This is a genomic window from Nitrospirillum goiasense (assembly GCF_034427435.1).
GTDB lineage: Bacteria > Pseudomonadota > Alphaproteobacteria > Azospirillales > Azospirillaceae > Nitrospirillum.
In genome coordinates, this window is record NZ_JAXQNP010000002.1 from 965,916 (window position 1) to 990,423 (window position 24,508).

22 protein-coding genes are annotated in these 24,508 nt (G+C 70.4%); 8 read left to right on the forward strand and 14 right to left on the reverse strand.

The annotated features are described in order from the left end of the window. Positions 1–261: 261 nt before the first annotated feature. Both ULB03_RS06910 and ULB03_RS06915 read left to right on the forward strand, forming a co-directional pair. Complete coding sequence (locus ULB03_RS06910; protein WP_322482487.1) at positions 262–1,374, forward strand: hypothetical protein; 1,113 nt, start codon at positions 262–264, stop codon at positions 1,372–1,374. Further along, positions 1,371–2,762 (forward strand): hypothetical protein, encoded by a 1,392-nt coding sequence (locus ULB03_RS06915; protein WP_322482488.1) that lies wholly within the window; start codon positions 1,371–1,373, stop codon positions 2,760–2,762. Before ULB03_RS06910 ends, ULB03_RS06915 begins: the two co-directional genes overlap by 4 nt. Before the next feature lie 48 nt (positions 2,763–2,810). On the opposite strand, the gene ULB03_RS06920 is transcribed toward ULB03_RS06915, so the two are convergent. Genes ULB03_RS06920 through tsaE form a run of 7 tightly spaced genes read right to left on the reverse strand, consistent with a single transcriptional unit; the run spans position 2,811 to position 11,714 of the window. Continuing rightward, positions 2,811–3,266 (reverse strand): PD-(D/E)XK nuclease family protein, encoded by a 456-nt coding sequence (locus tag ULB03_RS06920; RefSeq protein WP_322482489.1) that lies wholly within the window; start codon positions 3,264–3,266, stop codon positions 2,811–2,813. Next, the gene (locus ULB03_RS06925; RefSeq protein ID WP_322482490.1) at positions 3,187–4,704 is read right to left on the reverse strand and encodes a 3'-5' exonuclease; all 1,518 of its coding nucleotides are present in this window, start codon (positions 4,702–4,704) and stop codon (positions 3,187–3,189) included. Before ULB03_RS06925 ends, ULB03_RS06920 begins: the two co-directional genes overlap by 80 nt. Next, on the reverse strand, positions 4,701–6,389 hold the full coding sequence (locus tag ULB03_RS06930) for a UvrD-helicase domain-containing protein (RefSeq protein WP_322482491.1): 1,689 nt from the start codon (positions 6,387–6,389) through the stop codon (positions 4,701–4,703). The genes ULB03_RS06925 and ULB03_RS06930 overlap by 4 nt, the downstream gene beginning before the upstream one ends. Next, on the reverse strand, positions 6,386–9,421 hold the full coding sequence (gene addB / locus ULB03_RS06935) for a double-strand break repair protein AddB (RefSeq protein ID WP_322482492.1): 3,036 nt from the start codon (positions 9,419–9,421) through the stop codon (positions 6,386–6,388). Before addB ends, ULB03_RS06930 begins: the two co-directional genes overlap by 4 nt. A 4-nt stretch (positions 9,422–9,425) precedes the next feature. Next, positions 9,426–10,217 (reverse strand): nucleotidyltransferase family protein, encoded by a 792-nt coding sequence (locus tag ULB03_RS06940; protein WP_322482493.1) that lies wholly within the window; start codon positions 10,215–10,217, stop codon positions 9,426–9,428. A 4-nt stretch (positions 10,218–10,221) separates the two neighbouring features. Continuing rightward, on the reverse strand, positions 10,222–11,250 hold the full coding sequence (locus tag ULB03_RS06945) for an aminoglycoside phosphotransferase family protein (RefSeq protein WP_322482494.1): 1,029 nt from the start codon (positions 11,248–11,250) through the stop codon (positions 10,222–10,224). Next, on the reverse strand, positions 11,247–11,714 hold the full coding sequence (gene tsaE, locus ULB03_RS06950; RefSeq protein ID WP_322482495.1) for a tRNA (adenosine(37)-N6)-threonylcarbamoyltransferase complex ATPase subunit type 1 TsaE: 468 nt from the start codon (positions 11,712–11,714) through the stop codon (positions 11,247–11,249). Before tsaE ends, ULB03_RS06945 begins: the two co-directional genes overlap by 4 nt. Before the next feature lie 228 nt (positions 11,715–11,942). Here tsaE and ULB03_RS06955 point away from each other — a divergent pair, with 228 nt between their 5' ends. Continuing rightward, a complete protein-coding gene (locus ULB03_RS06955) occupies positions 11,943–12,986 on the forward strand; it encodes an NAD(P)/FAD-dependent oxidoreductase (protein ID WP_322482496.1) in 1,044 nt (347 codons plus the stop codon). Between the two features lie 250 nt (positions 12,987–13,236). Here the strand turns inward: ULB03_RS06955 and ULB03_RS06960 are convergent, their stop codons facing one another. The 6 genes from ULB03_RS06960 to ULB03_RS06985 are packed head-to-tail and all read right to left on the reverse strand — an operon-like array spanning position 13,237 to position 17,844. Then, positions 13,237–13,605, reverse strand: coding sequence for a HepT-like ribonuclease domain-containing protein (locus ULB03_RS06960; protein ID WP_322482497.1), 369 nt, complete (start codon positions 13,603–13,605; stop codon positions 13,237–13,239). 3 nt (positions 13,606–13,608) lie between these two features. Next, positions 13,609–13,896 (reverse strand): nucleotidyltransferase family protein, encoded by a 288-nt coding sequence (locus tag ULB03_RS06965; protein ID WP_322482498.1) that lies wholly within the window; start codon positions 13,894–13,896, stop codon positions 13,609–13,611. 10 nt (positions 13,897–13,906) lie between these two features. Further along, entirely contained in the window at positions 13,907–14,221 is a 315-nt protein-coding gene (locus ULB03_RS06970) for a BrnA antitoxin family protein (protein WP_322482499.1), read from the reverse strand. After that, entirely contained in the window at positions 14,202–14,507 is a 306-nt protein-coding gene (locus ULB03_RS06975) for a BrnT family toxin (RefSeq protein ID WP_322482500.1), read from the reverse strand. The genes ULB03_RS06970 and ULB03_RS06975 overlap by 20 nt, the downstream gene beginning before the upstream one ends. Before the next feature lie 42 nt (positions 14,508–14,549). Then, positions 14,550–17,111, reverse strand: a complete 2,562-nt coding sequence (locus tag ULB03_RS06980) for an ABC transporter permease (protein ID WP_322482501.1) — start codon at positions 17,109–17,111, stop codon at positions 14,550–14,552. Between the two features lie 7 nt (positions 17,112–17,118). Next, positions 17,119–17,844, reverse strand: a complete 726-nt coding sequence (locus ULB03_RS06985) for an ABC transporter ATP-binding protein (RefSeq protein WP_322482502.1) — start codon at positions 17,842–17,844, stop codon at positions 17,119–17,121. 79 nt (positions 17,845–17,923) lie between these two features. On the opposite strand from ULB03_RS06985, the gene ULB03_RS06990 reads away from it, so the two are divergent. From ULB03_RS06990 to ULB03_RS07010, 5 genes are all read left to right on the forward strand, one after another. Further along, positions 17,924–18,616: an arylesterase gene (locus ULB03_RS06990; RefSeq protein ID WP_322482503.1), complete on the forward strand. Its 693-nt coding sequence runs from the start codon at positions 17,924–17,926 to the stop codon at positions 18,614–18,616. Positions 18,617–18,722: 106 nt separating this feature from the next. Beyond that, positions 18,723–19,760 carry an aldo/keto reductase gene (locus ULB03_RS06995; RefSeq protein WP_322482504.1) on the forward strand — a complete coding sequence of 346 codons (1,038 nt, stop codon included), beginning with the start codon at positions 18,723–18,725 and terminating at the stop codon, positions 19,758–19,760. A gap of 28 nt (positions 19,761–19,788) precedes the next feature. Further along, positions 19,789–20,355, forward strand: coding sequence for an RNA 2',3'-cyclic phosphodiesterase (thpR, locus tag ULB03_RS07000; protein WP_322482505.1), 567 nt, complete (start codon positions 19,789–19,791; stop codon positions 20,353–20,355). A gap of 104 nt (positions 20,356–20,459) precedes the next feature. Next, on the forward strand, positions 20,460–21,179 hold the full coding sequence (pyrF, locus tag ULB03_RS07005; RefSeq protein ID WP_322482506.1) for an orotidine-5'-phosphate decarboxylase: 720 nt from the start codon (positions 20,460–20,462) through the stop codon (positions 21,177–21,179). 153 nt (positions 21,180–21,332) lie between these two features. Further along, complete coding sequence (locus ULB03_RS07010) at positions 21,333–21,989, forward strand: phosphoribosylanthranilate isomerase (RefSeq protein WP_322482507.1); 657 nt, start codon at positions 21,333–21,335, stop codon at positions 21,987–21,989. A 70-nt stretch (positions 21,990–22,059) separates the two neighbouring features. Here the strand turns inward: ULB03_RS07010 and katG are convergent, their stop codons facing one another. Continuing rightward, positions 22,060–24,288, reverse strand: a complete 2,229-nt coding sequence (katG, locus tag ULB03_RS07015) for a catalase/peroxidase HPI (RefSeq protein WP_322482508.1) — start codon at positions 24,286–24,288, stop codon at positions 22,060–22,062. Positions 24,289–24,508: the final 220 nt, after the last annotated feature.

Below are 24,508 nucleotides of genomic sequence, written 5' to 3' on the forward strand. Positions count from 1 at the left end.
GAAATCTTTTAACGCCGTCCCGATAGCCTGCATGAGGCGGCGCTACGTTTGTACGCCGTGCAAGAGGATAAGCCAAAGCGCACCAGTAATTGGCCCGGTACTTGCTTACAAGAGTGTCGGCAGGGTGGCCTCGGGGCGCCGGAGCGCCCTGTCACAATTGATCATTTATCTGGAATATTTCCTTTGGATAGGAGAGGCTAAGCCCACTTCCCCGATTGGGAAGCGGCGGCCTTAGGGACAGCGGGGGCGGCGGTTTCTGGGATGAGCCAACCGAAAAGTCTGGATACATCGCCGGGTACGTTTGGCGAGCGGGGGATATCCGTTCCCTTCACCACGCCCATGCTGAGCCAGGCCCGCATGCGGCCCACCCGCCAGGGCGAATTGGAATTCCTGTTGCCCAGCTTCAACGGCGGCAGGGGCATGTACATCATGCCCTGGCGGTCCCTGCCGGCGGTCATGACCGTCACCCTGCACGATCGCCTGCTCTATGACGCCCTGCTGGATCTCCGCCAGTATTCACCGGAAACGGTGCGCCAGGCGGTGCTGGCCGTGCAGGCCACGGGCGTGGCCGGGGGCGACGCCTCGCTGGCGGCGGAAAAGACCCTGGCCCTGGACGCCGGCTACCAGGCGCTGACCCAGTTCACCCTGGTCACGGAACTTCTGAAACTCGCCCGCCTGGATGCAGGCGACTTGCTGGCCACCGGCATGACCGGCACGGAAAGCCGCCGCCTGATGCGCCAGGCCCTGGGACAATTGGCGCAGCGCGCCACCATGCCGGCGGAAGAGATGGTGTCGCGGGTGGAAACCTTCACCGCCCTGATCGCCCCGGTCGGCCTGCCGCAGTGCCAGCAGTTGGGCCGCCTGCGCATGGTGGTGGGGGAGCTGGAGCGCACGCGCGCCAGCCTGCTGCGGTGGTCCACCACCGATTTCTCGGAAGTGTCGCAGTTGGCCGTGTTCGTGGCGGAGACGGCCAAGGCGGCGCTGGACATGTCGCGCGACCGGCTGGCGCGGCTGGATGCCCGCTGCCGCGACCTGGGGGCCATCGCCGGCGACTTCCGCGCCCTGCGCGCCGTCGTGACGGAGGAGGTGACCCGGATCGGCTGGCTCATGGATGGCTGGCCCTTCCTCATCCGCCTGTGGGACAGCGTGTCCGACCACCCGCTGGAAACACAGCAATCCACGATGGGCGAGCTGTTCCGCCTGGTCCCCCTGGTCCCCGTCGGCGAAGGCGGGAAGGAACCATCGGCCTATGACCTGGAGGCCTTGAGCAAGATACAGACGCGCTGGCTGCGCATGGGGGAGGACTGGCGCACCGGCGCCTTGGACATGGTCGCGGTGATGCGGATCGAAGCCATGAAGGCGACGCTGTCATGACCGATCCCGCCATCGCCCAGTGGCAGACCCTGGCGCGTGACGCCACCCGGCTCAGCGACGCGAAGTTCCTGCAAATCTACGCCCTGCTGGAACAGCTCGGGGAAAAGCCTGGCATTGCCGGCGCCTTCGATGCCATGCGGCCGCGCCTGACGCAGCTGCGCCCGCCCCGACGGCCGACCGTGTCGCGCCTGTTCTTCCGCCCGGCGGAGGATCTGTTCGACGATCCCGCCGTCTACACCCGCCGTCTGCAACGCGTTTCGCGCGGCACCTTGCCCACCTGCTGGAAGCTGGTGCGCGCGCGCCTGGAGTCCGGCCTGGTGGACGGGGTGGCCCAGGACATCTTGAAGGCCGACCCCCGCGACGCGCGCCTCATGGCGCGGGTGGCCGCGCCCTTGTGGGAGGCGGGCGCCCAGGCGCTGGCGGCTATCGCCCACGAGGCGGACAGCAACCTGCGCTTCATGGTCGATAATTTCGGCCGTGACGACGACGTTCTGCGCCAAATCCAGACGCTGCGCGACGTGCTGCTGTTGGGGGCCGTCATCGAGGATCTGAAGCAACGGCTGCCGGAACGCCCCATCGGCGACCTGGCGGAAAGCCATGTCGAGGCCATCAAGGGCGTCATGGCCCAGCTGGGCGGGGCGGAAAAGCCGCAGGCCGCGGCGCCGGTGCTGCTGGTGTTGACGGCGCGCATGCTGCGCCCCGGCGTGGTGCTGAAGATGCTGACCGACATGCGGGTCACCGGCAACAGCCAGGTGGAGCGCGACGCCCTGACGCGCGACCTGTCGGGCGTGGTGGTGGGCAACCTGCTGCGTCAGACCGGCAGCATGGCCAAGACGCGGGAAGCGGCGCCGGGGTCCGGTGCCGCCGGTGCCGCGGCGACGGACCCGGCGCAGCGGCTGGGGGCGCTGGCCGCCGTGGCGGAACGGCTGACCGACGGCCTCACCTCGGTCAACGACAGCGTCGCCGTCCTGCGCGACAAGAAGACCGCCGAGCGCGTGGCCGCCGCCCGTAGCGAGATCGGCGAGTTCGTGCTGAGCACCGTGCTGGGGGATGTGGAAAAGACCCTGGCGGGGTTGATGTACGCCGCCCGCACCGGCATCGCCACGCCGCCGGACGACATGAGGCGGGCGGAGATCGCGGCCCTGGCCCTGAAGCGGTCCGCCAAGCTGGCCGGCCCCCTGGGCATCCAGCGCGAGGTCGCCGCCAAGATCACGGAGGTCCGGCGGGAGATCGACCGGCAGACCGATCGCATGATGTCCGCCCCTGGCGCCCGGGGCGACCCCGAGGTGCGCCGCCAGATGTTCAACAACCTGCGCCTGGTGGAAATCCTGTCGGGATCGGACGAGGCGGAACGGCTGTACCGGGACTGGAGCCGCCGCCTGGGCTGAGCCCGGGCCCCAACGGGCCGCACGGCAGGCTGCCCGCTGGGCGGGGCGTCAGCTCAAGACCACGGCGTCCATGCGGCCGGGATCGACCTCGGTGATGAAGGGGCCGTCGGTCCACAGCAGCAGGCAGCGGATGGCCAGGCCGGGATAGATGCGCCGCAGGGCGTGCCGGTACGCGGCCATCTGCGCGACGTAGAGCCCGGGTATCTCCTCCGCCGTGCGGGGCGGCGGGCGGTTGGTCTTGAAGTCGACGATCTTGACCTCGGTTTCCGTCACCACCAGCCGGTCGATCTGCGCCGCCAGGGGCCGTGTGCCCACCGTCCCCACCAGCGGCACCTCCGCCCGGCTGCCGGGACCGAACAGGTCGGCGAAATCCGGATGGTCCAGCACCCGCAGGGTTTCGGCCCAAATCTCCTCCCGCGCCGCCTCATCCAACCCATGCGCCGGCCGGGCCAGCCAGCGGCGGGCGGCGGCGGGCCGTTCCGCCACCGGCATCTCGGGCAGCAACTGCAGCAGCTTGTGGATCAGGGTGCCGCGCTTGAAGCGCCGCGCCTCCCGCGCCTTTCCATCGCCTAGGGGGCCCGGTTCCCCGGAGGGGGCGGCCAGGGGGAGCGTACCGCCGGCTCCTCCCCATCCGGGCGCGACGGCGCCAGGGGGCGGGAGGGGGCGGGTTCGGCGGCGGGCGGTGCCAAAACCCAGGCGGGGACGGGGGGAATGGCCTCCCCCCCTCGCGCGGGGCGCGCTGGGCCGGTGGCGGTCGCGTCTGCGGTTCGGCCAGGATGCGGCCATCCCCCGTCCATCCCTGGCGTGACACGGCGGTCAGGTCAAAGGGATGGTGGGTGGCGATGGTGGACAGCGCCCGTTCCGTCAGGCGGAACCAGGTGTCGTCGCTGGTGGCCGTCTTGCCCTCGTACCCGCAGACATGCAGCCGGTCTTCCGCCCGGGTCAGGGCGACATACAGCAGGCGGCGGTATTCCTGGTCGCGGCGGCGGTCGGCGGCGGCGCGGGCGGCCCGGGTCTTGGTGTCCTCCTGCTCCCGCCGGGGGGCGTAGAGGGGCACGCCGGGGGCCTGGTCCGCGCTGTCGCCGTCCTCATCGGGGGTCTGGGGCCACAAGATGCGGGGGCTGGTCACCGGCTTGCGCGTGGTGTCGGGCAGGATGACCACCGGCGCCTGCAGGCCTTTCGAGCCATGGACGGTCATGATGCGCACCTGGCCACCCTCCGGCCCCCGGTCCTTGGCCCCGGTGTCCAGCTCGCGCTTCACCTCGGTCTGGCCGGCGGCCAGCCAGTGCAGGAAACTTTGCAGCGACGGCGGGTGCGCCCGGTCGAAGCCCAGGCACAGGGTCAGGAACTCGTCCACCGGGTCGATGGCCTCCGCCCCCAGGCGGCCCAGCAGGGCGCGTCGGCCGCTGACGGTGTCGGCCGGGCAGGGGCGGGTCAGCAACCCGGCGAACAGCTCATAGGGCGCGGTATAGTCCACCTCGCCCAGCAGGCGGCGCAGCCAGGCATGGGCGGAGCGGAAGCGCGCGTCGGTCTCCGCCCGCTTCACCAAGGCCGGCCACAGATGCCCCCCGCGCCCGTGGGCCAGGGCGAACAGCGCTTCCTCATCCAGGCCGACGAAGGGGCTTTTCAGCACCGTGGCCAGGGTCAGGTCGTCCTCGGGCATCAGCAGGAACTGCCCCACCGCCATCAAATCCATGACGGCCAGCTGTTCCGTCAGCACCATGCGGTCCACGCCCGCCACCGGCACCCGGCGCTCTTTCAACGCCCGCACCAACTGCTGGACGAAGGCGTTGCGGCGGCGGACCAGCACCAGGATGTCGCCGGCGGTCAGGGGCCGGCCGCGCGCCTCCAGCACCTCCCCCTTGGCGATCCAATGGGCGATCTGGTCGGCGATGACGGTGGCCAGGCGCGCCTGAGGCCTGTCCTCCGGCTCATGGTTCAAGGGGGGGACCAGGCCGGCGTCTCCACCCCGTCGCCGGGCCGTACCAGGGGCCACAGCTCCACCTTGCCCGCCATGCCCTGGCGGTAGGGGCGGTGGCGGATGGCCTGGGCCGAGACGCCGTCCCGCGCCTCCTGTTGGGCGAACACCGTGTCCACCGCCTGCAGCACCGCGCCGACGGAACGGAAGGACGTCTCCAGGTCCACGATGGCCCAGGGCCGCTCCGCCGCCTGCACCCGCGCCTGGAAGGTGCGGCGCATGCGGGCGAACTCCGCCGGGTCGGCGCCCTGGAAGCTGAAGATGGACTGCTTCTCGTCACCCACCACGAACAGGGTGCGCCGGGCCTGCGACTGGCCCTCGCCGGCGAAAAACTCCTCCGCCAGGGCGCTCACCACCCGCCACTGCTCCGGGTTGGTGTCCTGCGCCTCGTCGATCAGGATGTGGTCCAGGCCGCCGTCCAGCTTGTACAGCACCCAGGCGCAGGCCTGGGCCTCACCCGTCAGCAGGGCGCTGGCCGCCAGGATCAAATCGTCGAAGTCCAGCTGCGCCCGGCTGTCCTTCCAGCGCTGATAGCCTTCCAGCATGCTGCCGGCCAGGGTCAGCAGGCTGGCGGTGGAATGGGCCACGGTGACGGCGCGCAGGCGCTCTTGCAACGCGACCAGCCGCGCGCCTTCCTGGGCCAGGATGTCGGGCGCGCGCGGGTTGGCGGCGGTGGCGTCCTTGCCCGCCAGCTTGGCGCGCACGGTACCTTCCGCCGTCAGGAATTGGCGGCGCCAGGTGTCGAAGTCGGCCAGCCGGCGTTCTGGCTGGTCCAGCCACAGCTGGATGGCCAGCCCCCGCTCCACATCCGTCTTGGTGCCCACGGCCAGGGCGGCGCAGGCGGCGCGCAGGCCGGTGACGTCCAGGGCCTCGTCCCGGCAACCGGTGGCCAGCACCGCGCCCTCCGTCTCGCCCGGACTGACCTCCAGATGGCGGAACAGGGCGGCGATGGTGCCGTCCAGGCCCGCCTCCGGGCCGCCGCCCGGCTTGGCATGGGCCTCCAGGATGCGGCGGATGCGGCCGCGCTGGGCCACCAGGTCGGCCAGCAGCTCGGCGAAGCTCTCCTCGTTCAGGGCGCCGGCCAGGCGCTTCAGGGCGCGGCCCAGGGGCGTGTCCGGCCGGTCCTGGGCCGACGCCAGCATGTGGGCCTGGGCCTCGGCCAGGGCTTCCGCCGCCGTGCGGTCATCCATGACCTGGAAATTGGGCGGCAGCCGCGCCTCCAGCGGGAAGCGGCGCAGCAGCGACTGGCAGAAGGCGTGGATGGTCTGGATCTTCATGCCGCCGGCGGTGTCCAGCACGCGGGCGAACAGGCGGCGGGCGGTCAGCACCTCATCCCGCGTGGGCGGGCGGCCGTTCAGGTCGGCCAGGGCCTGGGTCAGGTCGCCATCCGGCATCACCGCCCATCCCGCGAGGCGTTCCGCGATGCGATTCGCCATTTCGGCGGCGGCCGCCTTGGTGAAGGTCAGGCACAGGATGCGGCCCGGCTCGGTGCCGGCCAGCATCAGCCGCACCACCCGGTCGGTCAGCACCTTGGTCTTGCCCGTGCCGGCCGACGCCCCCACCCAGACGGAGGTTTCCGGGTCGGACGCCTGGCGCTGCTTGACCGTGGGGTCGATGGGCCGAACCGTGGACGCAACGGCTTCGCTCATGCCTCGCCCCCATCGCCCACGGACCATTCCGCCACCCGCGCCAGGTGCAGGTAATCGGAATAGCGCGGCGCCATGCCCGGCCGGGGCTGCGAGCGATAGGGCGTGCTCTCCTGGTCGAACAGGTCGATCAACTGGCGCAGACCCTCCACCGCCTCCGCCGCCAGGCGGGCGGGGTCCAGCTTCAGCGCCACGACCTGGCCGGCGGGCTCACCGCCCGTCAGGCGCCAGAACGCCAGTTGCTCCACCACCGGCACGCGCAGGCCGAACCCGCCGGCCAGGGCGATGGCGGCCTCCAGCGGCAATTGCGGGGCGAAGCCCAGCTCCACATCGCGCGCGCGGGGTGGGGTGCCGGTCTTGTAGTCGATGATGGCGACGGACCCGTCGGGGTGGCGGTCGATACGGTCGGCCTTGGCGATGATCTCGAACGGCTTGGACGCCGCCTCCACGGTCAGGATGCCCTTGGCCTCGGTCGCCAGGGGCTGCACCCCGCCCGCCCGGCGGTCGCGCTCCAGCGCCAGGAACCAATCGGCGATGCGCTCGAACCGTGGCCACCAGAAGGTTTCCAGGCTGGGCAGGCCGCTATAGGGGGCGAAGGCCAGGCGGCCGAAGCGCAGCAATTGGTCGCGCGCGTCCTCGGGCAGCAGGGTGCCGGGGTTGGCCTTGATGAAATCGTCCAGCGCCTTGTGGATCATGGTACCCCGGTCGGCGGCACCGGGGTCGGCGTCCAGCGGGTCCAGAGCCTCCAGCCGCAGGACGTGGCGGGCGTACAGGGCATAGGGGTCGCGCATCCAGGTTTCCACCTGGGTGACGGACAGGCGGCGGGGCCGGGCGGCCACGGGGGGGCGTGGCTCCGGCGGGGGGCAGGGGCGCACGGCGGCGGGCGTGTCCATCGCCTCCGTCCAGGCGGTCCAGCGGCCCATGCCGCCGCTCAGGCTGCGGGCGCGGCCCAGGGCCTTCAGCACCGTGTCCAGCCGCAACAGCCAGCGCGAGGGCACGGTGGGCGTGCCCTCCACCCGTTCCGACCGGGTCAGCACCACCACCGGCGCGCCGCAGGCCTGGGCGAAGTCGTGCGCCGTCTGGCCCAGATGCTGTTCCGGCGTGGGCAGGCCGAAGCGCTGGCGCATGGGGCGCGACAGCCAGGGGTCGGCCTTGGGCTGGGGCGGCCAGGTGCCCTCGTTCAGGCCGCCCAGGATCATGACATCGAATTGCTGCAGCCGGGCCTCCAGCAGGCCCAGGATGTACAGGCGCGGGTGCAGGCCGTAGCGGGGACGCACCGCCCGGCCCACCATCAGGGCGCTGATGACGGCGGCGTAGTCCGGCCCGCCCAGTTCCGGGAAGTCATGGCCGGCGTCCTGCACCTCATCCACGAAGCTGGCCGCCGCCTCGCCATCGTCCAGGCGCCATAACCGCTCCGCCCCCGATTGCTCGTCGCTGGCGGCCAGGGCCTCCGCCGTGCGGGCGTGCAGGTCCAGCCAGCCGGCCAGGGTCCGGCCCGCGCCGTTCATGGCCGCCAGCAGGGGACGCAGGATGTCTTCCAGCCCGTCGATGAAGGTGCCGAGGCGGGCGCGGTGGGCATCCACGTCGCCATGGGCGTCGAAGCGGCGGGCATCCGCCTGGGTCAGCGCCAGGCGCAGGCCGTCGAATCCGTCGGCCGGCCGGGGGCCGCGCAGCACGGCGCGTTCCAGGTCGCGCACCTGGGCGCGGAAGAAGGACGGGTTGTGCCCGCCCGCCGCCAGCGGGTGCTTCAGCAGGGACAACAGCGCCAGGGGCGACGGCTCCGCCGCCCAATCAGCCAGCAGCCGCAGATAGCTGCCCACGGCGCTCTGGGTCAGCGGCAGGCCGGCGCTGTCGTTGACGGCGATGTCCCAGCGCTTCAGCGCCAGGGCCACGCGCCGCGCCAGGTCGCGGTCGGCGGTCACCAGCGCGGCGGTGCGGCCCGGCGTCTCCAGCACCTCGCGCATCATCAGGGCGATGGCGCCCGCCTCCTCTTGCGGGGTGGCGGCGTCCAGACGGGTCAGGCCGGCCAGGGCCGCGTCCGCCTCTGCCGCCAGGGGGCTGGCCGACAGGTCCTGCCAGGCCTCCGTCGTGCCGGCCGGGCGCAGCGCTTCCGCGATCAGGCGGGCGCGGGCGGGGTGGCTGCGGCGGCGGGCGGCCAAGGGTTCCGGCAGTGGGTCGGGCAGGGGCCAGGGGCGCACCTCGCTCCGGGGAATGTCCAGGCGGTGCAGCAGGCGCTTCAGGCCGTATTGCGGGTGGGCCTCGTCCAGATCCTGCCAGGTGGCCTCGTCACAGCCGAGGTCCAGGCCGGGCAGCACGACGGCGCCCTGGGGCAGTGCCGCCACCACGGCCAGCAGGTCGGCGGTGGCCGGGATGCTGCCGGTGGACCCGGCGGCGATGACGGGACCGGGCGGCGGCTTGGCCCGCCAGGTGTCGGCCAGGGCCTTCAGCCGCAGCTCACGCTCCTGGGCCGGGTCCACGCCGCCCTCATCCGCCAGCAGGGCGGGCCAGTGCTGGGTGATGATCTCCAGGAAGCGCAGGGTCACCTGCCAGTGCTGGGCATAATCGTCGGGCACCAGGCGGGCCAGATCCTCGAACCGGCAGCCCTCGGTCTGCACCTCGTCCAGCAGCCGGGCCAGCTCGCCGGCCAGGCTCACGGCCTGGGCCGGGGTGGCGGCCAGGTCGGGCGCCCGCATCACCAGGCGGGCCAGCAGCAACTGGCGGCGCAGGGCCGGCACGGCCTGGGGCAGGTCGGTGCCGCCCTGGGTGAACACCACCTCGTCCGTGTCCACGTCGCCCAGGGGCGACAGGCGGGGCAGCAGGATGGGCGTGCCGTCCGACAGGCGCAGGAACGCCTCGCGCAGGGCGCGGACGGCGCGCACTGTCGGAAGCAAGACCGTCAGACGCGACAGGGCCAGCGGGTCGTCGCCCACGCGCGCCAGGATGCCGGCCGCCAGCGCGTCCACGAACGGCAGTCCCGGCGCGATGGTGAACAGGCGCCCCCCCAAATCCCCGTCGATGGTGCCGCCCCAGCTCATGGGCTCAGGGCTCGGCCTTGCGCGGCTGGCTCAGCTTGGCGTCGTGCAGGATGGGGTGGCCCAGCAGGGTGTTGACCTCCTCCACCGCCTCGGGCGTGCCGACATGGAACCAGACGCCGTCATGGCGCATGCCGTACAGGCGCCCGGCCTCCTCCGCCTGGTGCCAGAGCGTGAGGTTGGAGAAGCGGTCCTCGGTGATGGCCTGGTACAATTCCGGCTTCACGATGTGCACACCGGCGAAGACGAAGGGCGCCAGCTCGCCCTCGCCGCGATAGTGCAGGCGACCGTCCGGCTCCATGTGGTAATCGCCGGGCCCGTCATAGCCAACGGCGGCCACGGTGGGCATCAGCAGCAGCAGCACGTCCATGACCGCCGGATCCCAGGTGGCGGCCAGCCGCTTCAGCGCCGGGATGGGCCCGTCCAGCCACAGGATGTCGGCGTTGATGACGAAGATCGGATCGGTGCCCAGGTGAGGCAGGGCATGGCGCACGCCGCCGCCGGTTTCCAGCAGATCCGCCTCGGGCGACAGGGTGATGGCGGGGCTGGACCGGCCGGCCAGGTGGCTTTCGATCATGGCGCCCAGGTGGTGGGTGTTGACCACCGCGCGCTCCACGCCGCTTTCCGCCAAGCGGTCCAATGCATGATCCAGCAGGGGGGCGCCGCCCACCTCCACCAGCGGCTTGGGCCGCGTCAGGGTCAGGGGGCGCATGCGCAGGCCCAGGCCGGCGGCCAGGACCATGGCCGTGTGCGGAACGGGATGGGGGACGGCCGCGGCGGCGGCGACAGAGGCGGACATCGCGTCAAAAACTCCGGACGATGGCATCGGCGTCAAGGTTGGCGGGCAGGTGGCGTTCCACCCAGCGGGCGACGGGGGACATGGCCGGATGCCGGATGGCACCCGTGAACTGGCCCCAGACCCGGGGCAGGAAGGACAACTGCGGCGCGCCCGTGGTCGCCTGGATCAGCTGCGCCACGCGGCCCAGGATGCGCGCGTGGCGCACGGCGGCCAAGATGGCGCAGGAGGCCGCGAAGGCGCCCCGGTCCATGCCGGGAAAGGCCGCCACGTAACGCCGGATCATGGCCTGGCGCAAGTCCTCCGGCACATCGCGCCGCGCATCCTCCAGCAGCGACACCAGGTCGTAGGCGCGGGGGCCGATGCCACCGTCCTGGAAATCCAGCAGGCCGCAGGCCGCCACGCCGGCGCGTCCCGCCAGGCGCATCAGGTTGCCGGGGTGGTAATCGCGCAGCAGCAGGGTGGGGGCCAGGGACAGGGCGGCGGGCAGCACCGCCTCCCACGCCTGCGCCAACTCGTCCCACGCCCCCGCCGGCAGGGCCTGCCCGCGCACGGCGGGGGCGAAGGCGTCGGCGAACAGCATGACCTGGTCGCGGAACAGGCCCACGTCATAGCGCGACAGGTCCGGGGCGGCCGCGGGCACGAAGCGCTGGTGCAGGGCGATCAGCACATCGGTCGCCACCTCGTACAGCGGCTGCCACGGCTCCTCCCCGCCATCCAGCAGGCGGGCGTAGTCCTCGCTGCCGAAATCCTCGATCAGCAGCAGGCCCTGCGGCTCGTCCCCCGCCAGGATCAAGGGGGCCGACAGGGCGCAGTCCCGCAGCAGCCCGGCGATCTGGACGAAGGGCGGCACCTGGCTGGCGGCCACCTCGTCGCGGCAATCCATCAGGATGGCGGTGCCTTGGTTCAGCGTCAGGCGCTCATACCGGCGGGCCGACCAGTCGGCGCCCATGGGCCGGCGCCGGGCCGCACCCCAGCCGGCCTGCTCCAGAAAGCGGCGGATGACGGTCTCGCGGGGCGGGGTATCGCGTCTCATGGCTCAAAACCTCTCCCAAATCGGGACGCCCAGGCGCCATGGCCTGTCAGGGTGGCGCGCCGGCTGTCGGGCCCGGTGATGGCCAAGTCCAGCTCCAGCCGGTCGGTGGGCAGCAGCGGGCCCAGCCGCGCGGGCCATTCCACCAGGGCCACCCCGTCATGGATGACCTCCTCCCAGCCCAGTTCCAAGACCTCATCCGGTTCCGTCAGGCGGTAGAGGTCGAAATGCCACAGGGGGAAGCCGGGCAGGTCATAGGTCTGCACCAGGGTGAAGGTGGGGCTGGGCACCTCCTCCTCCGCGTCACCCAGGCTGCGGATCAGGTGGCGGGCGAAGGCGGACTTGCCCGCCCCCAGATCGCCCGACAGGGTCACCACGTCACCGGGGCGCAGCAGGCGGCCCAGCCGCGCCGCCAGCTCGGCCGTCGCCTGCTCATCGGCCAGATCCAATGTCAGCGTAGGGGGCATGGGGCTCCTGGGGGATGGGGCTGGCGGGATGCCGATGGCGGATACTGCGGCGGCGTACGTTACCGGAGCAAGCATCCAGGCGGGGCATACCCCGCAAACTGGGCAGTTGATTAGCGCATCAATTCGCGTGATGAAAGCAACCCGAACCGTTGACCGGCCGTGCGGCCCGCCTTTGGGCGCGGCCCATGCGCCGATCCCCGCGTGCCGTGCCAGGAGTACACCAGACCCATGTCCAGCCAGCTTCCGACCATCGCCCCCGGCGGCGCCCATCGCACCGATGTCTGCATCATCGGCGCGGGCCCCGTCGGCCTGTTCGCCATCTTCGAATGCGGCATGCTGAAGCTGGACTGCCACGTGGTGGACGCGCTGGACATGGTGGGCGGCCAGTGCACCGCCCTCTACCCGGAAAAGCCCATCTACGACATCCCGGGCTACCCGCAGGTGGAGGCCGCGACCCTGATCGACCGGCTGGCCGAGCAGGCCGCCCCCTTCAACCCCAATTACCACCTGGGCCAGCAGGTCACGACCCTGACCCCGGGCGCGGACGGCCGCTGGCTGGTGGGCACGGACAAGGGCACCACCATCGACTGCCGCGCCGTGCTGGTCGCCGCCGGCTGCGGCGCCTTCGGCCCCAACAAGCCGCCGCTGGACGGCCTGGACGCGTATGAGGGCAAGTCGGTGCATTACCTGGTGCGCCGCCGCCAGGACTTCGCGGGCAAGCGCGTGGTCATCGCCGGTGGCGGCGACAGCGCCGTGGACTGGGCCATCTCCCTGTCCGAGGTGGCGGAGCGGGTCATGGTCGTCCACCGCCGGCCTAAGTTCCGTGCCGCGCCCGAAAGTGCCGCCCGCCTGGACCAGTTGGCCAAGGATGGCATCATCGACATGGTGGTGCCCTACCAGTTGGCCGGCCTGGAAGGGGCCGACGGCCAGATTACCGGCGTGACGGTCGCGACGCTGGACGGGCAGGAGAAGACCCTGGCCGCCGACGCCCTGCTGGCCTTCTTCGGCCTGGCCATGGACCTGGGCCCCATCGCCAGCTGGGGGCTGAACGTGGAACACCACCATGTGGCGGTGAACCCGGCCACCATGGCCACCAACGTGCCGGGCGTCTTCGCCATCGGCGACATCGCGACATATCCCGGCAAGGTGAAGCTGATCCTGTGCGGCTTCGCCGAGGCCGCCATGGCCGTGCACGCCATCCACCCCCTGGTCCACCCGGGCGAGGCGCTGCACTTCGAATACTCCACCAGCCGGGGCGTGCCCGGGGCTTAGAGCGAGATGCGATCATGTCTGATCGCATCTCGCTCTTAACCTGTTCATGATAGAGCGGATTTACACGATCAGGTGACTACACCTGATCGCGTTCCGCTCTAATACGCGCGGCATTTGATCGTGACCTCTCAAATGCCCCTCAAGCGCCGGGCGGGCGCATCCGCGCCCTAGGCTTCCTCGCTGCGCCCCCCATTACACGAACTGGGCGGTACTCGCTCCGCTGTTTGGGTGGGGCCGTCCACACATGGTATTAGGCGCCGGGCGCCTTGGGCTGCCGGTTCTCCACCAGGACGATCAGACGGTCGATGGCGTCGGACAGCGGGGGCAGGTGCTCCAGCACGCTGTTCCACAGCACCCGCGTGGCCACGCGGCGGTCCGGCGGCTGCAGCAATTGGCCCATCGCCGCGATCTGGCGCCAGGGGATGCCCGGCTCCGCCGCCGTCAGGTCGGGGGGCAACTGCCGGACGGCGGCGGACACCATTTCCAGCGACCGCTCCACCGCCCGCTGCAGGCTCCAGCTGGCCGCGAACTCGGGATAGGCGACGCCGGCAGTCATGCCGCTGATGCCGTCCAGGATTTCGCGCAGGTCGCCCAGGCGCAGGATGATACTGCGGGCCATGGTTCAGAACACGCGCACGGCGTCGGCCTCGATCACGGGGCGCAGCCGGGGGTGCAGGCCGTCGCGGGTGGTCACCGCCGACGCCCGGCCCAGGATGGCGCGCACCTTGTCCTGGATGTCGGCCAGTTCGATCAGGCTGAAGCGCGGGTCGTGGGTGTCCAGGAACAGGTCAACGCCGCCCTCGCGCCCAGGCGCCGTGGGGTCGCCCACCAGGAACAGGTGCGCCACGCCGGCCCGGTGCAATTCGGCCTCATGCGCCCGCAGTTTGCTGACCGCCTGTTCCTGGTTCATGACCGTCCCCTCAGCCGTTCTTGAGCGAGGCTAACATCTCCCGCCGCAGGATGGCATTGATACGGGATTGGTAGCCCTTGCCCTGGGACCGCAGCCAAGCCAGCACGTCGGAATCGATGCGTACCGTGGTGGATGTCTTGGTCGGCTTGTAGAAGCGGCCACGCACGGCGTTCTTCCAGAACTCCTCGGTCAATTCGGGGATGTCGCTGGTGTCGATCTCGCTGTCCGGCCGCTCGGCCAGGGCCTTCAGTTGGGCTTTCTGCTCCTCAGTCAGAGAGGGAGGATTGGCCAAGTCGATGGTCACGCTAACGAGCTTCGTGTTCATAGCGGCGCCTTTCCTTTGGGGTGGCCGGGCGGGCTGAAATGATGCGGATGATTTCCACCTCGTTACCGCTTTCATCCACATCCCATATGGTGTGGGCAACCAGCAGAAGCATATAGCCTCCGACGATGCCGAGGGTTTGCCAGCGCTCCTCACCGCCCTCGATGCGATCCTGTTCGGTAAATGCGAAGGGATCGGCGAATGCGAGAATGGCGACATCAAAGGAGATGCCGTGCTTGCGGACATTGCTGGCCGCCTTGTTCGGATCCCATACGAAGCGCTTTTCCATACGAATACGTTACTACAAATCCGTAGTTACGGAAAGGCGCCCTCATTCCTCCCGCAACAACGGCGCCGCCGGTTGGCTCAGGGCACGCCAAGTGGCGGCCAAGCCCAGGGCCAGGGTGATGGCGGTGCTGAGCAGGGCCGTCAGCACCAGGGTCTGGGGCAGGAACACCCATTTCATGCTCATGACCTTGGTCAGCACCGCCCAGGCCGTCAGCGTGCCCAGCGCGCCGGAGATGACGGCGGTGATCAGGCCCAGCGCGCCGTACTCGATCAGGAAGGTGCGCAGCACGGTGGCGCGCACGGCACCCAGCACCTTCAGCACCACGGCGTCATAGACGCGGCGGCGGTGGCCGGCGGCGATGGCGCCGGCCAGGACCAGGGTGCCGGCCACCAGGGTCACGGCCGCCACCACCCGCACCGCCATGCCGATGTTGACGATGATGGTGGACACGGTGGCCAGCGCCTCCTTCACCCGGATGGCGGTGATGTTGGGGAAGGCCTGGATGACGGCGCGCTGCAGGGCGGCCTCCGCCCCCGCCGGGGCGCGTACCGTGGCCAGGTGCGTCTGCGGCGCGTGTTCCAGCACGCCGGGGCTCATCACCAGGGTGAAGTTGATGCCCAGGGTGGTGAAGTCCAGGTCACGCACCACGGCCACCTCCGCCTCGATCTCGCGGCCCAGGACGGACAGGGTCATATGCGCGCCGGGGCCGATGCCGAAGGCCTGGGCGATATCTTTGGAGATGGCCAGTTTGGGCGGCCCGCTGTAGTCGGCGGGCCACCAGGCGCCGGCCATGACCTTGTCGCCGGCCGGCGCGCTCGCCTGGTAGGTCACGCCCCGGTCGCCGTTCACCACCCATTTCTTGTCGGGATCGTGCACCTGCTCCTGCGCCGGCTTGCCCTCCACCCGCACGATGGTGCCGCGCAAGCTGGGCGTCGTTTCCAGGTCATGCGCGCCGGGCACGGCCAGCACCGTCTGGCGGAACTGGTCCAATTGGTCCGGCTGGATGTCGACGAAGAAGAAGCTGGGGGCGTTGGCCGGCAGGCTTTCCCCCACCTCGCGCCGGAAATTGCCTTCGATCAGGGCCACGGCCACCAGCACGGTCAGCCCCAGGCCCAGCGACAGCACCACCATGCCCGACAGGTTGCCGGGGCGGTGCAGGTTGCTCAGGGCCAGGCGCAGGGCCGGCTGGCGCGGGCGGGGCAGCAGGCGGGCCAGGCGGGTGATGCCGGTGCCCGCCCCCAGGAACAGCAGCAGGGTGGCGCCGGCGCCGATCACGAAGAACGCCGCCAGCTTCTGGTCGACGGAGGTCAGGACGGCCAGCGATCCCAGGACCGCGGCCAGCCAGGCCAAGGCCATCAGCACCCAGGTTGGCGGCCGGCCCCGGCGCCCGGCCGATCCCTCACGGAACAGCCGCGCCGCCGGCACGCCCTGCGCCTGGCCCAAGGGCCAGAGGGAGAAGACCAGCGCCGTGGTCAGGCCGAACAGCGCGGCCAGCGCCAGGCGGCCGGGATAGACGCCGATCTCCGCCGTGATGGGCAACAGGCCCGCCAGCGCCCGGCCCGCCGCCAGGGGCAGCACGGCGCCCAGCACCAGCCCGCCGGCGATGCCCAGCCCGGCCAGCGCCAGGATCTGCATCAGATAGACCTGGAAGATCAGGCGGGCGGGCGCGCCCAGGCATTTCAGGGTGGCGATGGAATGGACGCTGGCGTCCATGTGGCTGCGCACGGCGTTGCCCACGCCCACGCCGCCCACCAGCAGGGCGGTCAGCCCCACCAGGGTCAGGAACTGGGCCAGCCGGTCGATGAATCGGGTCAACTGCGGGGCGGCGTTCTGGAAGTCGCGCACGCGCCATCCGGCGTCGGGGAAGGTCTTGTCCACGCCCTTGGCCCAGGCGGCGGCGTCCGTCCCCTCCGGCAGGCGCAGTTGATAGGACCAGTTGACCAGGCTGCCCGGTCGCACCAGGCCGGTCGCGGGCAGGGCGTCCGCGGATATCATCAGGCGCGGGCCCAGCGCGATGCTGCCCGATCCCGCCTTGTCCGGCTCATGATCGATGATGCCGCGCACCTCCACTGTGGCGTCGCCCACCGTCAGCCTGTCGCCGGGCTTCAGCGACAGCCGGGCGGCCAGGGTGTCGTCGACCAGGGCGCCGAACACGCCGCCGCGTGCCGCCAGGCGGGCCTGCACATCGCTGCCGCCGTCCGTCAAGGTCAGCCGGCCATACAGGGGATAGCGGCCGTCCACCGCCTTCAGCTCCACCAGGCCGGCCGCACCCAGGTCGGCTTCGGCGCCCGGCTGGTCGGCGGCCTTGCGCGCCATGGCCCGCATGTCGGCGGTGACGGCCACGGTGCCCTGGCCCTCCAGCCATTGGCGCTGCGCCGCCGTCGCCTCGCGGTAGAGCACGCGGACGGAGGCGTCGCCGCCCAGGATGGCGCGGCCGTCCTGGGTCAGCGACCGCTGGATGCCGCCCGCCACCGACTGCACGGCGGCGATGGCGCCCACGCCCAGGGCCAGGCACAACAGGAAGATACGAAAGCCCCGGATGCCGCCGCGCAATTCGCGCCGCGCCAGCCGGGCCGCCAGCTTGAGTTCGGTCAGGGTGATCATGGCGACCTCAGTCCGCCCCTTTTCGTTCACCAGGGGCGGCGCGCGTCACGGCGGTATCCTCCACCACACGGCCGTCGGCCAGGCGGATGGTGCGGTCGCATCGGGCGGCCAGGCCGGGATCGTGGGTCACCAGGATCAGGGTGGTGCCATGGCGGCGCGCCTGGTCGAACATCAGGCGGATGATCTGCTCCCCCGTCTCCTGGTCCAGGTTGCCGGTGGGCTCATCCGCCAGGATCAGGCGGGGCCGGGGGGCGAAGGCGCGGGCCAGCGCCACGCGCTGCTGCTCCCCGCCCGACAACTGGCCGGGATAATGGTCCAGCCGGTGGGACAGGCCCACGGCGGCCAAGCCATCACGGGCGCGGTCGAAGGCGTCGGCCTCGCCCGCCAGTTCCAGTGGCAGGGCGACGTTTTCCAGCGCCGTCATCGCCGCCATGAGGTGGAAGGATTGGAAGACGACCCCCACATGATCGCGGCGGAAGCGGGCGAGGTCATCCTCCGACAGGGTGTTCAGTGTCCGGCCCGCCACCGTGACCGTGCCGCCGGTGGGCCGTTCCAGCCCGCCAATGACCATCATCAGCGAGGATTTGCCCGACCCGCTGGGGCCGACGATGCTGATCCGTTCCCCCGCCTGGATGGCAAGGTCGATGCCCTTCAGGATGTTGACGCGCCCGGCGGCGCTTTCCAATGTCAGGGTCAGGCCGGTCAAATCCAGGGCGGACTGCACAGGGGACATGGGGCGCGTCACTTTCGGGGCTTAAGGTCTTCAGCCGATATGGCCCGAAGCCGTTTTATTTCAACAGGGATATCCCCGCATGCGATTTGCCGTCCTCATCATTTGGTTGTTGTCCCTGGGCCTGGCCCTGGTTCCGGGTGCCGCCCAGGCGCGCCCCCTCAAGGTGGCGGTATTGGGGGACAGCCTGTCGGCCGGGTACAACCTGCCGCCGGGCCAGGGATTGACCCGACAGTTGGAGGCGGCCTTGCGCCGGGACGGGTTCGACGTCACCGTCGGCGACACCGCCGTCTCGGGCCAGACCTCGGCCGGCGGCCTGGCCGGCCTGGACTGGATGCTGGGCGACAAGCCGGACCTGGTGATCGTGGAGCTGGGCGCCAACGACATGCTGCGCGGCATCGACCCCAAGTCCACCCGCGCCAACCTGGATAAGATCCTGTCGACGCTGAAGGACCGGCACATCCCCGCCATCCTGGCCGGCATGAAGGCCCAGCCCAACCTGGGCGCCGATTACGTGGCGGCCTTCGATGGCCTGTACCCCGACCTCGCCCAGCGCTACGCCGTGCCCTTCTACCCCTTCATCCTGCAAGGCGTGGCGCTGGACCCGAAGCTGACCATCGCCGACCGCATGCACCCCAACGGCGACGGCGTGGCCATCATGGTCCAGGGGCTGAAGCCGCTGGTGGCCAAGGCGCTGACGGCGCTGAACGCCAGTGGAGCCGCAACAGGTGGACCCGCAACAGGTGGGCCTGCAACCGGCGGCCCGGCGAAATGACGGCCGCCGGCGCATCCGGGTTTCACAGCGCCGCTGGGGCTATTCCCCGCCGCCGGCCTGGCGTAGACAAGCGTTAACCATTTCCGCCTAATAAGGACGCATCCCCATGGAATACCGCCGTCTCGGCCGCACCGACGTCACCGTCAGCGCCCTCTGCCTGGGCACCATGACCTGGGGCCGCCAGAACACCGAGGCCGAAGGCCACGCGCAGATGGACTATGCCTTCGACCGGGGCATCACCTTCTTCGACACGGCGGAGATGTATGCCGTGCCGCCCACCGCCGACACCTATGGCAAGACCGAAGAGATCATCGGCACCTGGTTCCAGGCCACGGGCCGTCGCGCCCAGGTGTTCCTGGCCAGCAAGGTCAGCGGCCCCGGCCCCGCGCCCTGGCTGCGGGGCGGTCAGCATCGGCTGGACCGCGCCAACATCCACGCCGCGGTGGACGCCAGCCTGCGCCGCCTGCGCACCGATTATATCGACCTGTACCAGGTGCATTGGCCGCAGCGGCCCCTGGCCCTGTTCGGCCGCCCCGCGCCGGAAGGGCTATACAGCGACGGCGGCGTGCCCATCGAGGAAACGCTGGCGGCGCTGGGTGATCTGGTGACGGCCGGCAAGGTCCGGCACGTTGGCGTGTCGAATGAGACCGCCTGGGGCGTCATGGCCTATCTACGGGCGGCGGAGCGGCAAGGCCTGCCGCGCATCGCCAGCATCCAGAACGTCTACAACCTGCTGTCCCGCCGGTTCGAGGACGACCTGGCCGAGGTGGCGCAACGGGAACAGGTTGGCCTGCTGGGCTATTCGCCCCTGGCCGCCGGCACGCTCAGCGGCAAGTACTTGAACGGCGCCATGCCCGCCGGCAGCCGCCGCTCCATCGACAGCCGGGGCTCGCGCTACGGCGCCGCCCTGGTGGACCCCATCGTCCAGCGCTATCTCGACATCGCCCGGCGCCATGGGCTGGAGCCGACACAGATGGCCATCGCCTTCGCGCTGCGCCAGCCCTTCATGACCTCCGTCATCATCGGCGCCACCAGCATGGCCACCCTTGAAAGCAATATCGCCGCCGCCGACCTTCACCTCAGCGACGCGGTGCTTGCGGAGATCGAGGCCGTGCACAAGTCCAACCCGTCCCCCTGTCCCTGACCGGCCAGGCGGAGCCTGAGGAAGTGTCATGATCCGCCTGTTCGTGGGCCTGGAAATGCCGGAGACGGTGCGCGACGCGCTGTCCCGGCTGTCGGGCGGCCTGCCGGGGGCCCGCTGGTCGCCGCCGGAGAATTATCACCTGACCCTGCGTTTCATCGGCGAGGTGGACGAGGGCGTGGCCCAGGACATCGACCAGGCGCTGGACCTGGTGGCGGCGCCGGCCTTCACCCTGACGCTGGACGGGCTGGGCCAGTTCGGCCGGGGGGAACGGTCGCGCGTGCTGTGGGCCGGCGTGCGGCCCGAGCCGGCGCTGGACCACCTTCAGGCCAAGGTGGAAAGCGCCGTGGTCCGCGCCGGCCTGCCGGCCGAAACCCGCAAGTTCAGCCCCCATGTCACCCTGGCGACGCTGGGCCGGGAAACCTCGCCCGCCCGCGTCGGCCGGCTGATGGAGGACCATGGCTTGTTCCAGGCGGGGCCGTTCGCCGTCGACCGCTTCGTCCTGTATGAAAGCGTGCTGGGCCGGCAGGGCAGCACCTATCATGTCGTGCGCGACTATCCGCTGGGCGGCTGGCGGCCAGAGGAACCGGCGCCGTGACGCGCAGGCCCCCCGGCGCATAATTGCGCATGCGCGCCGGGGGCGGATCCCGTATCTGGTGACAGTCCACCCGTTTGCCCCATCTGCCGGAGTCGCGTCCCGCCATGATCCCGCCCGCCCGCCGCACCTTCGTCGCCCTGGATACGCCCGAGCCGCAGGCGGCCCGCGCCCTGGCCCAGCGGCTGGCCGGCCATGTCGGCGGCATCAAGCTGGGGCTGGAATTCTTCTGCGCCGCCGGCCCGGCGGGCATCCGCGCGGTGACGGAGGGGCTGGACATGCCCCTGTTCCTGGACCTGAAGCTGCATGACATCCCCAACACGGTGGCGGGCGCCATCCGGTCCGTCATGCCCCTGGCCCCGGCCTTCATCACCCTGCACACCCTGGGCGGGGCGGCCATGATGCGGGCGGCGGCGGACGCGGCGGCGGAGGCGGCGGCCCAGATGGGCGTGCCCCGGCCCAAGCTGCTGGGCGTCACCGTGCTGACCAGCATGAGCCTGCTGGACCTGGCCTCGGTCGGCGTGGACCGGCCGGTGGCCGACCAGGTGGCCCTGCTGGCTGATCTCGCCCATGTCGCCGGCATGGACGGCGTCGTCTGCTCCCCCAACGAATGCGCTGTGCTGCGCCGCCGCCTGGGGCCGGACTTCACCCTGATGGTGCCGGGCATCCGCCCCGTCTGGGCCTCGGCCAACGACCAGAAGCGCATCATGACCCCGGCCGCCGCCGTGACGGCGGGCGCCACCTACCTGGTCATCGGCCGTCCCATCACCGACGCCGTGGACCCCGTGGAGGCCGCACGGCGCATCGTCACCGAACTGGCCGCCTAATTTTAGAGCGGGATGCGATCATGTCTGATCGCATCCCGCTCTTAAGCTGTTCATGATAGAGCGGATTTACACGATCAGGTGACTACACCTGATCGCGTTCCGCTCTAATCAGGCCTGCGACCGCGGGCCCCGGCGCTCGAGGGAACACGCACCATGCCCGTCAAAGCCAAGATCTGCGGCATCAACCATCCCGAGGCTCTGACGGCGGCGGTCGATGGCGGCGCCCGCTACATCGGCTTGGTGTTCTTCGCCAGGTCGCCGCGCAACGTCTCGCTGCCCCTGGCGGCGGAGCTGGCGCGCATGGTGCCCACGGGTGTGCGCACGGTGGGCCTGTTCGTCGACCCCAGCGATGACTTCCTGGACCAGGCCCTGGCCCAGGTGCCGCTGGACCTGATCCAGTTGCATGGGGAGGAGACGCCGGAGCGGGTGGCCGCCATCCGCGCCGCCCATCGCCTGCCCATCATGAAGGCGTTGAAGGTGGAAACGGCCGCCGACCTGGACGCCGCCTCGGCTTATGAGCCGGTGGCCGACATGCTGCTGTTCGACGCCAAGCCGCCGGCCAAGTTGCCTAATGGGGCCCCCGTCCTGCCGGGTGGCAACGGCGTCGCCTTCGACTGGACCTTGCTGACCGGCCGGCGCTGGTCCAAGCCCTGGATGCTGTCCGGCGGCCTGACGCCCGACACGGTGGCCGAGGCCATCCGCATCAGCGGTGCCGACGCGGTTGACGTGTCGTCCGGCGTTGAGGACAGGCCAGGCCACAAGGACCCGGCCCTGGTCCGCGCCTTCCTGGATGCGGTGCGCGGCGCCTGAACAAGAAAAGGGGGCCAGGCGCGATGCCTGGCCCCCCGTGATGGTGGGTCGACGTGACCGGCCCGTAACCTCAGAACCGATCCAGCTCCATGGTCTTGCTCCAGGCCGCCACGAAGTCCTTCACGAACTTCTCCTTGGCGTCGTCGCTGGCATAGACCTCCGCCACCGCCCGCAGCTCGGAGTTGGAGCCGAAGATCAGGTCGACGGGGCTGGCGGTCCACTTCAGGGCGCCGCTGGCCCGGTCGTGGCCTTCATACAGGCCCTGGGTCTTGGGCGACGGCGTCCACTTGGTGCCCATGTCCAGCAGGTTCACGAAGAACTCGTTGTTCAGCGTGCCCGGATGGCTGGTCAGCACACCGGTGGCCGATTGCCCCTCATTGGCGTTCAGCGCCCGCAGGCCGCCCACCAGCACCGTCATCTCCGGCACCGTCAGGGTCAGGGTGTTGGCCTTGTCCACCAGCGCCTCGGCCGGGGACAGGCGGCTGTGGGGACCGTAGTAGTTGCGGAAGCCGTCGGCCGCCGGTTCCAGGTAGGCGAAGGAGGCGACGTCGGTCTGCGCCTGGGTGGCGTCGGTGCGCCCCGGCTTGAACGGCACCTCGACGGTGTAGCCGGCCTGCTTGGCCGCCTGCTCGATGCCCACGCCGCCGCCGAGCACGATCAGGTCGGCCAGCGACACCTTCTTGCCGCCCTTCGCCGCGCGGTTGAAGTCGGCCTGGATGCCTTCCAGCTTGGCCAGAACCTTCTTCAGCTCCGCCGGGTCGTTGACGGCCCAGTCCTTTTCCGGGGCCAGGCGGATGCGGGCGCCGTTGGCGCCGCCGCGCATGTCGGTGCCGCGGAAGCTGGAGGCCGAGGCCCAGGCGGTGCGCACCAGTTCCGGCACCGTCAGGCCCGACGCCTGGATCTTGCCCTTGAGCTGCGCCACGTCCTGGCTGTCGATCATGGTGTAATCGGCGGCCGGGATGGGGTCCTGCCAGCTGAACACCTCCTTCGGCACCTCATTGCCCAGGTAGCGGGCGCGCGGACCCATGTCGCGGTGGGTCAGCTTGAACCAGGCGCGGGCGAAGGCGGCGGCGAACTCATCCGGGTTCTTCTGGAAGCGCAGGGCGATGGCGCGGAAGCCCGGGTCCATCTTCAGCGACAGGTCCGTCGTGAACATCATGGGCGGGTGGCGCTTGTTCGGGTCATGCGCGTCGGGCACCAGCTCGCTGGCGCTCTTGTCCTTGGGCATCCACTGGATGGCGCCCGCCGGGCTCTTGGTCTGCACCCAGTCGAAGCCGAACAGGTTGTCCAGGTACTGGGTGGTGAAGGCGATGGGGTTGGCGGACCAGGCGCCTTCCAGGCCGCTGCTGACGGTGTCGGCGCCGTTGCCGGTGCCGCACTTGTTCTCCCAGCCCATACCCTGTTTTTCGACGCCGGAACTGGCGGGGTCGCCACCCAGGCACTTGGCGTCATGCGCGCCGTGGGCCTTGCCGAAGGTGTGGCCGCCGGCGATCAGGGCCACCGTCTCCTCGTCATCCATGGCCATGCGGCCGAAGGCCTGGCGGATATCCTTGGCGGCGGCGATGGGGTCGGGGTTGCCGTTGGGCCCCTCCGGGTTCACGTAGATCAGGCCCATCTGCGTCGCGGCCAGGGGGCCCTTCAGCTGGTGCTGGCCGTCGAAGCGCTGGTCGTCCAGCCACTTCTTCTCCGGTCCCCAGAACACCAGGTCGGGTTCCCACTCATCGACTCGGCCGCCGGCGAAGCCCAGGGTCTTGAAGCCCATGTTCTCCAGCGCGACGTTGCCGGCCAGGACCATCAGGTCGCCCCAGGACAGCTTGCGGCCGTACTTCTGCTTGATGGGCCACAGCAGGCGCCGGGCCTTGTCCAGGTTCACGTTGTCCGGCCAGCTGTTCAGCGGCTCGAACCGCTGCTCCCCGCCGCCGGAGCCGCCGCGCCCGTCGCCCACGCGATAGGTGCCGGCGCTGTGCCAGGCCATGCGGATGAAGAAGGGGCCGTAGTTGCCGTAGTCCGCCGGCCACCAGGCCTGGGGCGTGGTCAGGACCTTGTCGATGTCCTTCTTCACCGCCTGCAGGTCCAGGGTCTTGAACTCGGCGGCGTAGTCGAACTTCTCGCCATAGGGGTTGGACGCCGCCTCATTCTGGCGCAGGGGGCTGAGGTCCAGGCGGTTGGGCCACCAATCCTGGTTGGACATGGGCTTTTCCGCTTGCGTCTTGTCCTCGGCGCGGGCGGCGCTGGCCACGGCCAGGGGCGAAATCGTCGCCGAGAGCAGCATGATTAAGGATAGGGCGCGCTTGTGCATCGAAGTCTCCCTCCCAGGGAAATTCAGAACTTGGATGCGTCAGCAGCTATCATGCAAAAAAACACGGCACAAACTAATTAAAACTATAAGCATCATAGGAAAAATCTATAACAGTAGTAATTATCAACCTTACGCCCGAATTTACGGCAGATATGACCGCCATCAATATTAGATGCGTTGGTTAATCAGTTTGTGGATGGCGCTTTTTAGGAAAATTATG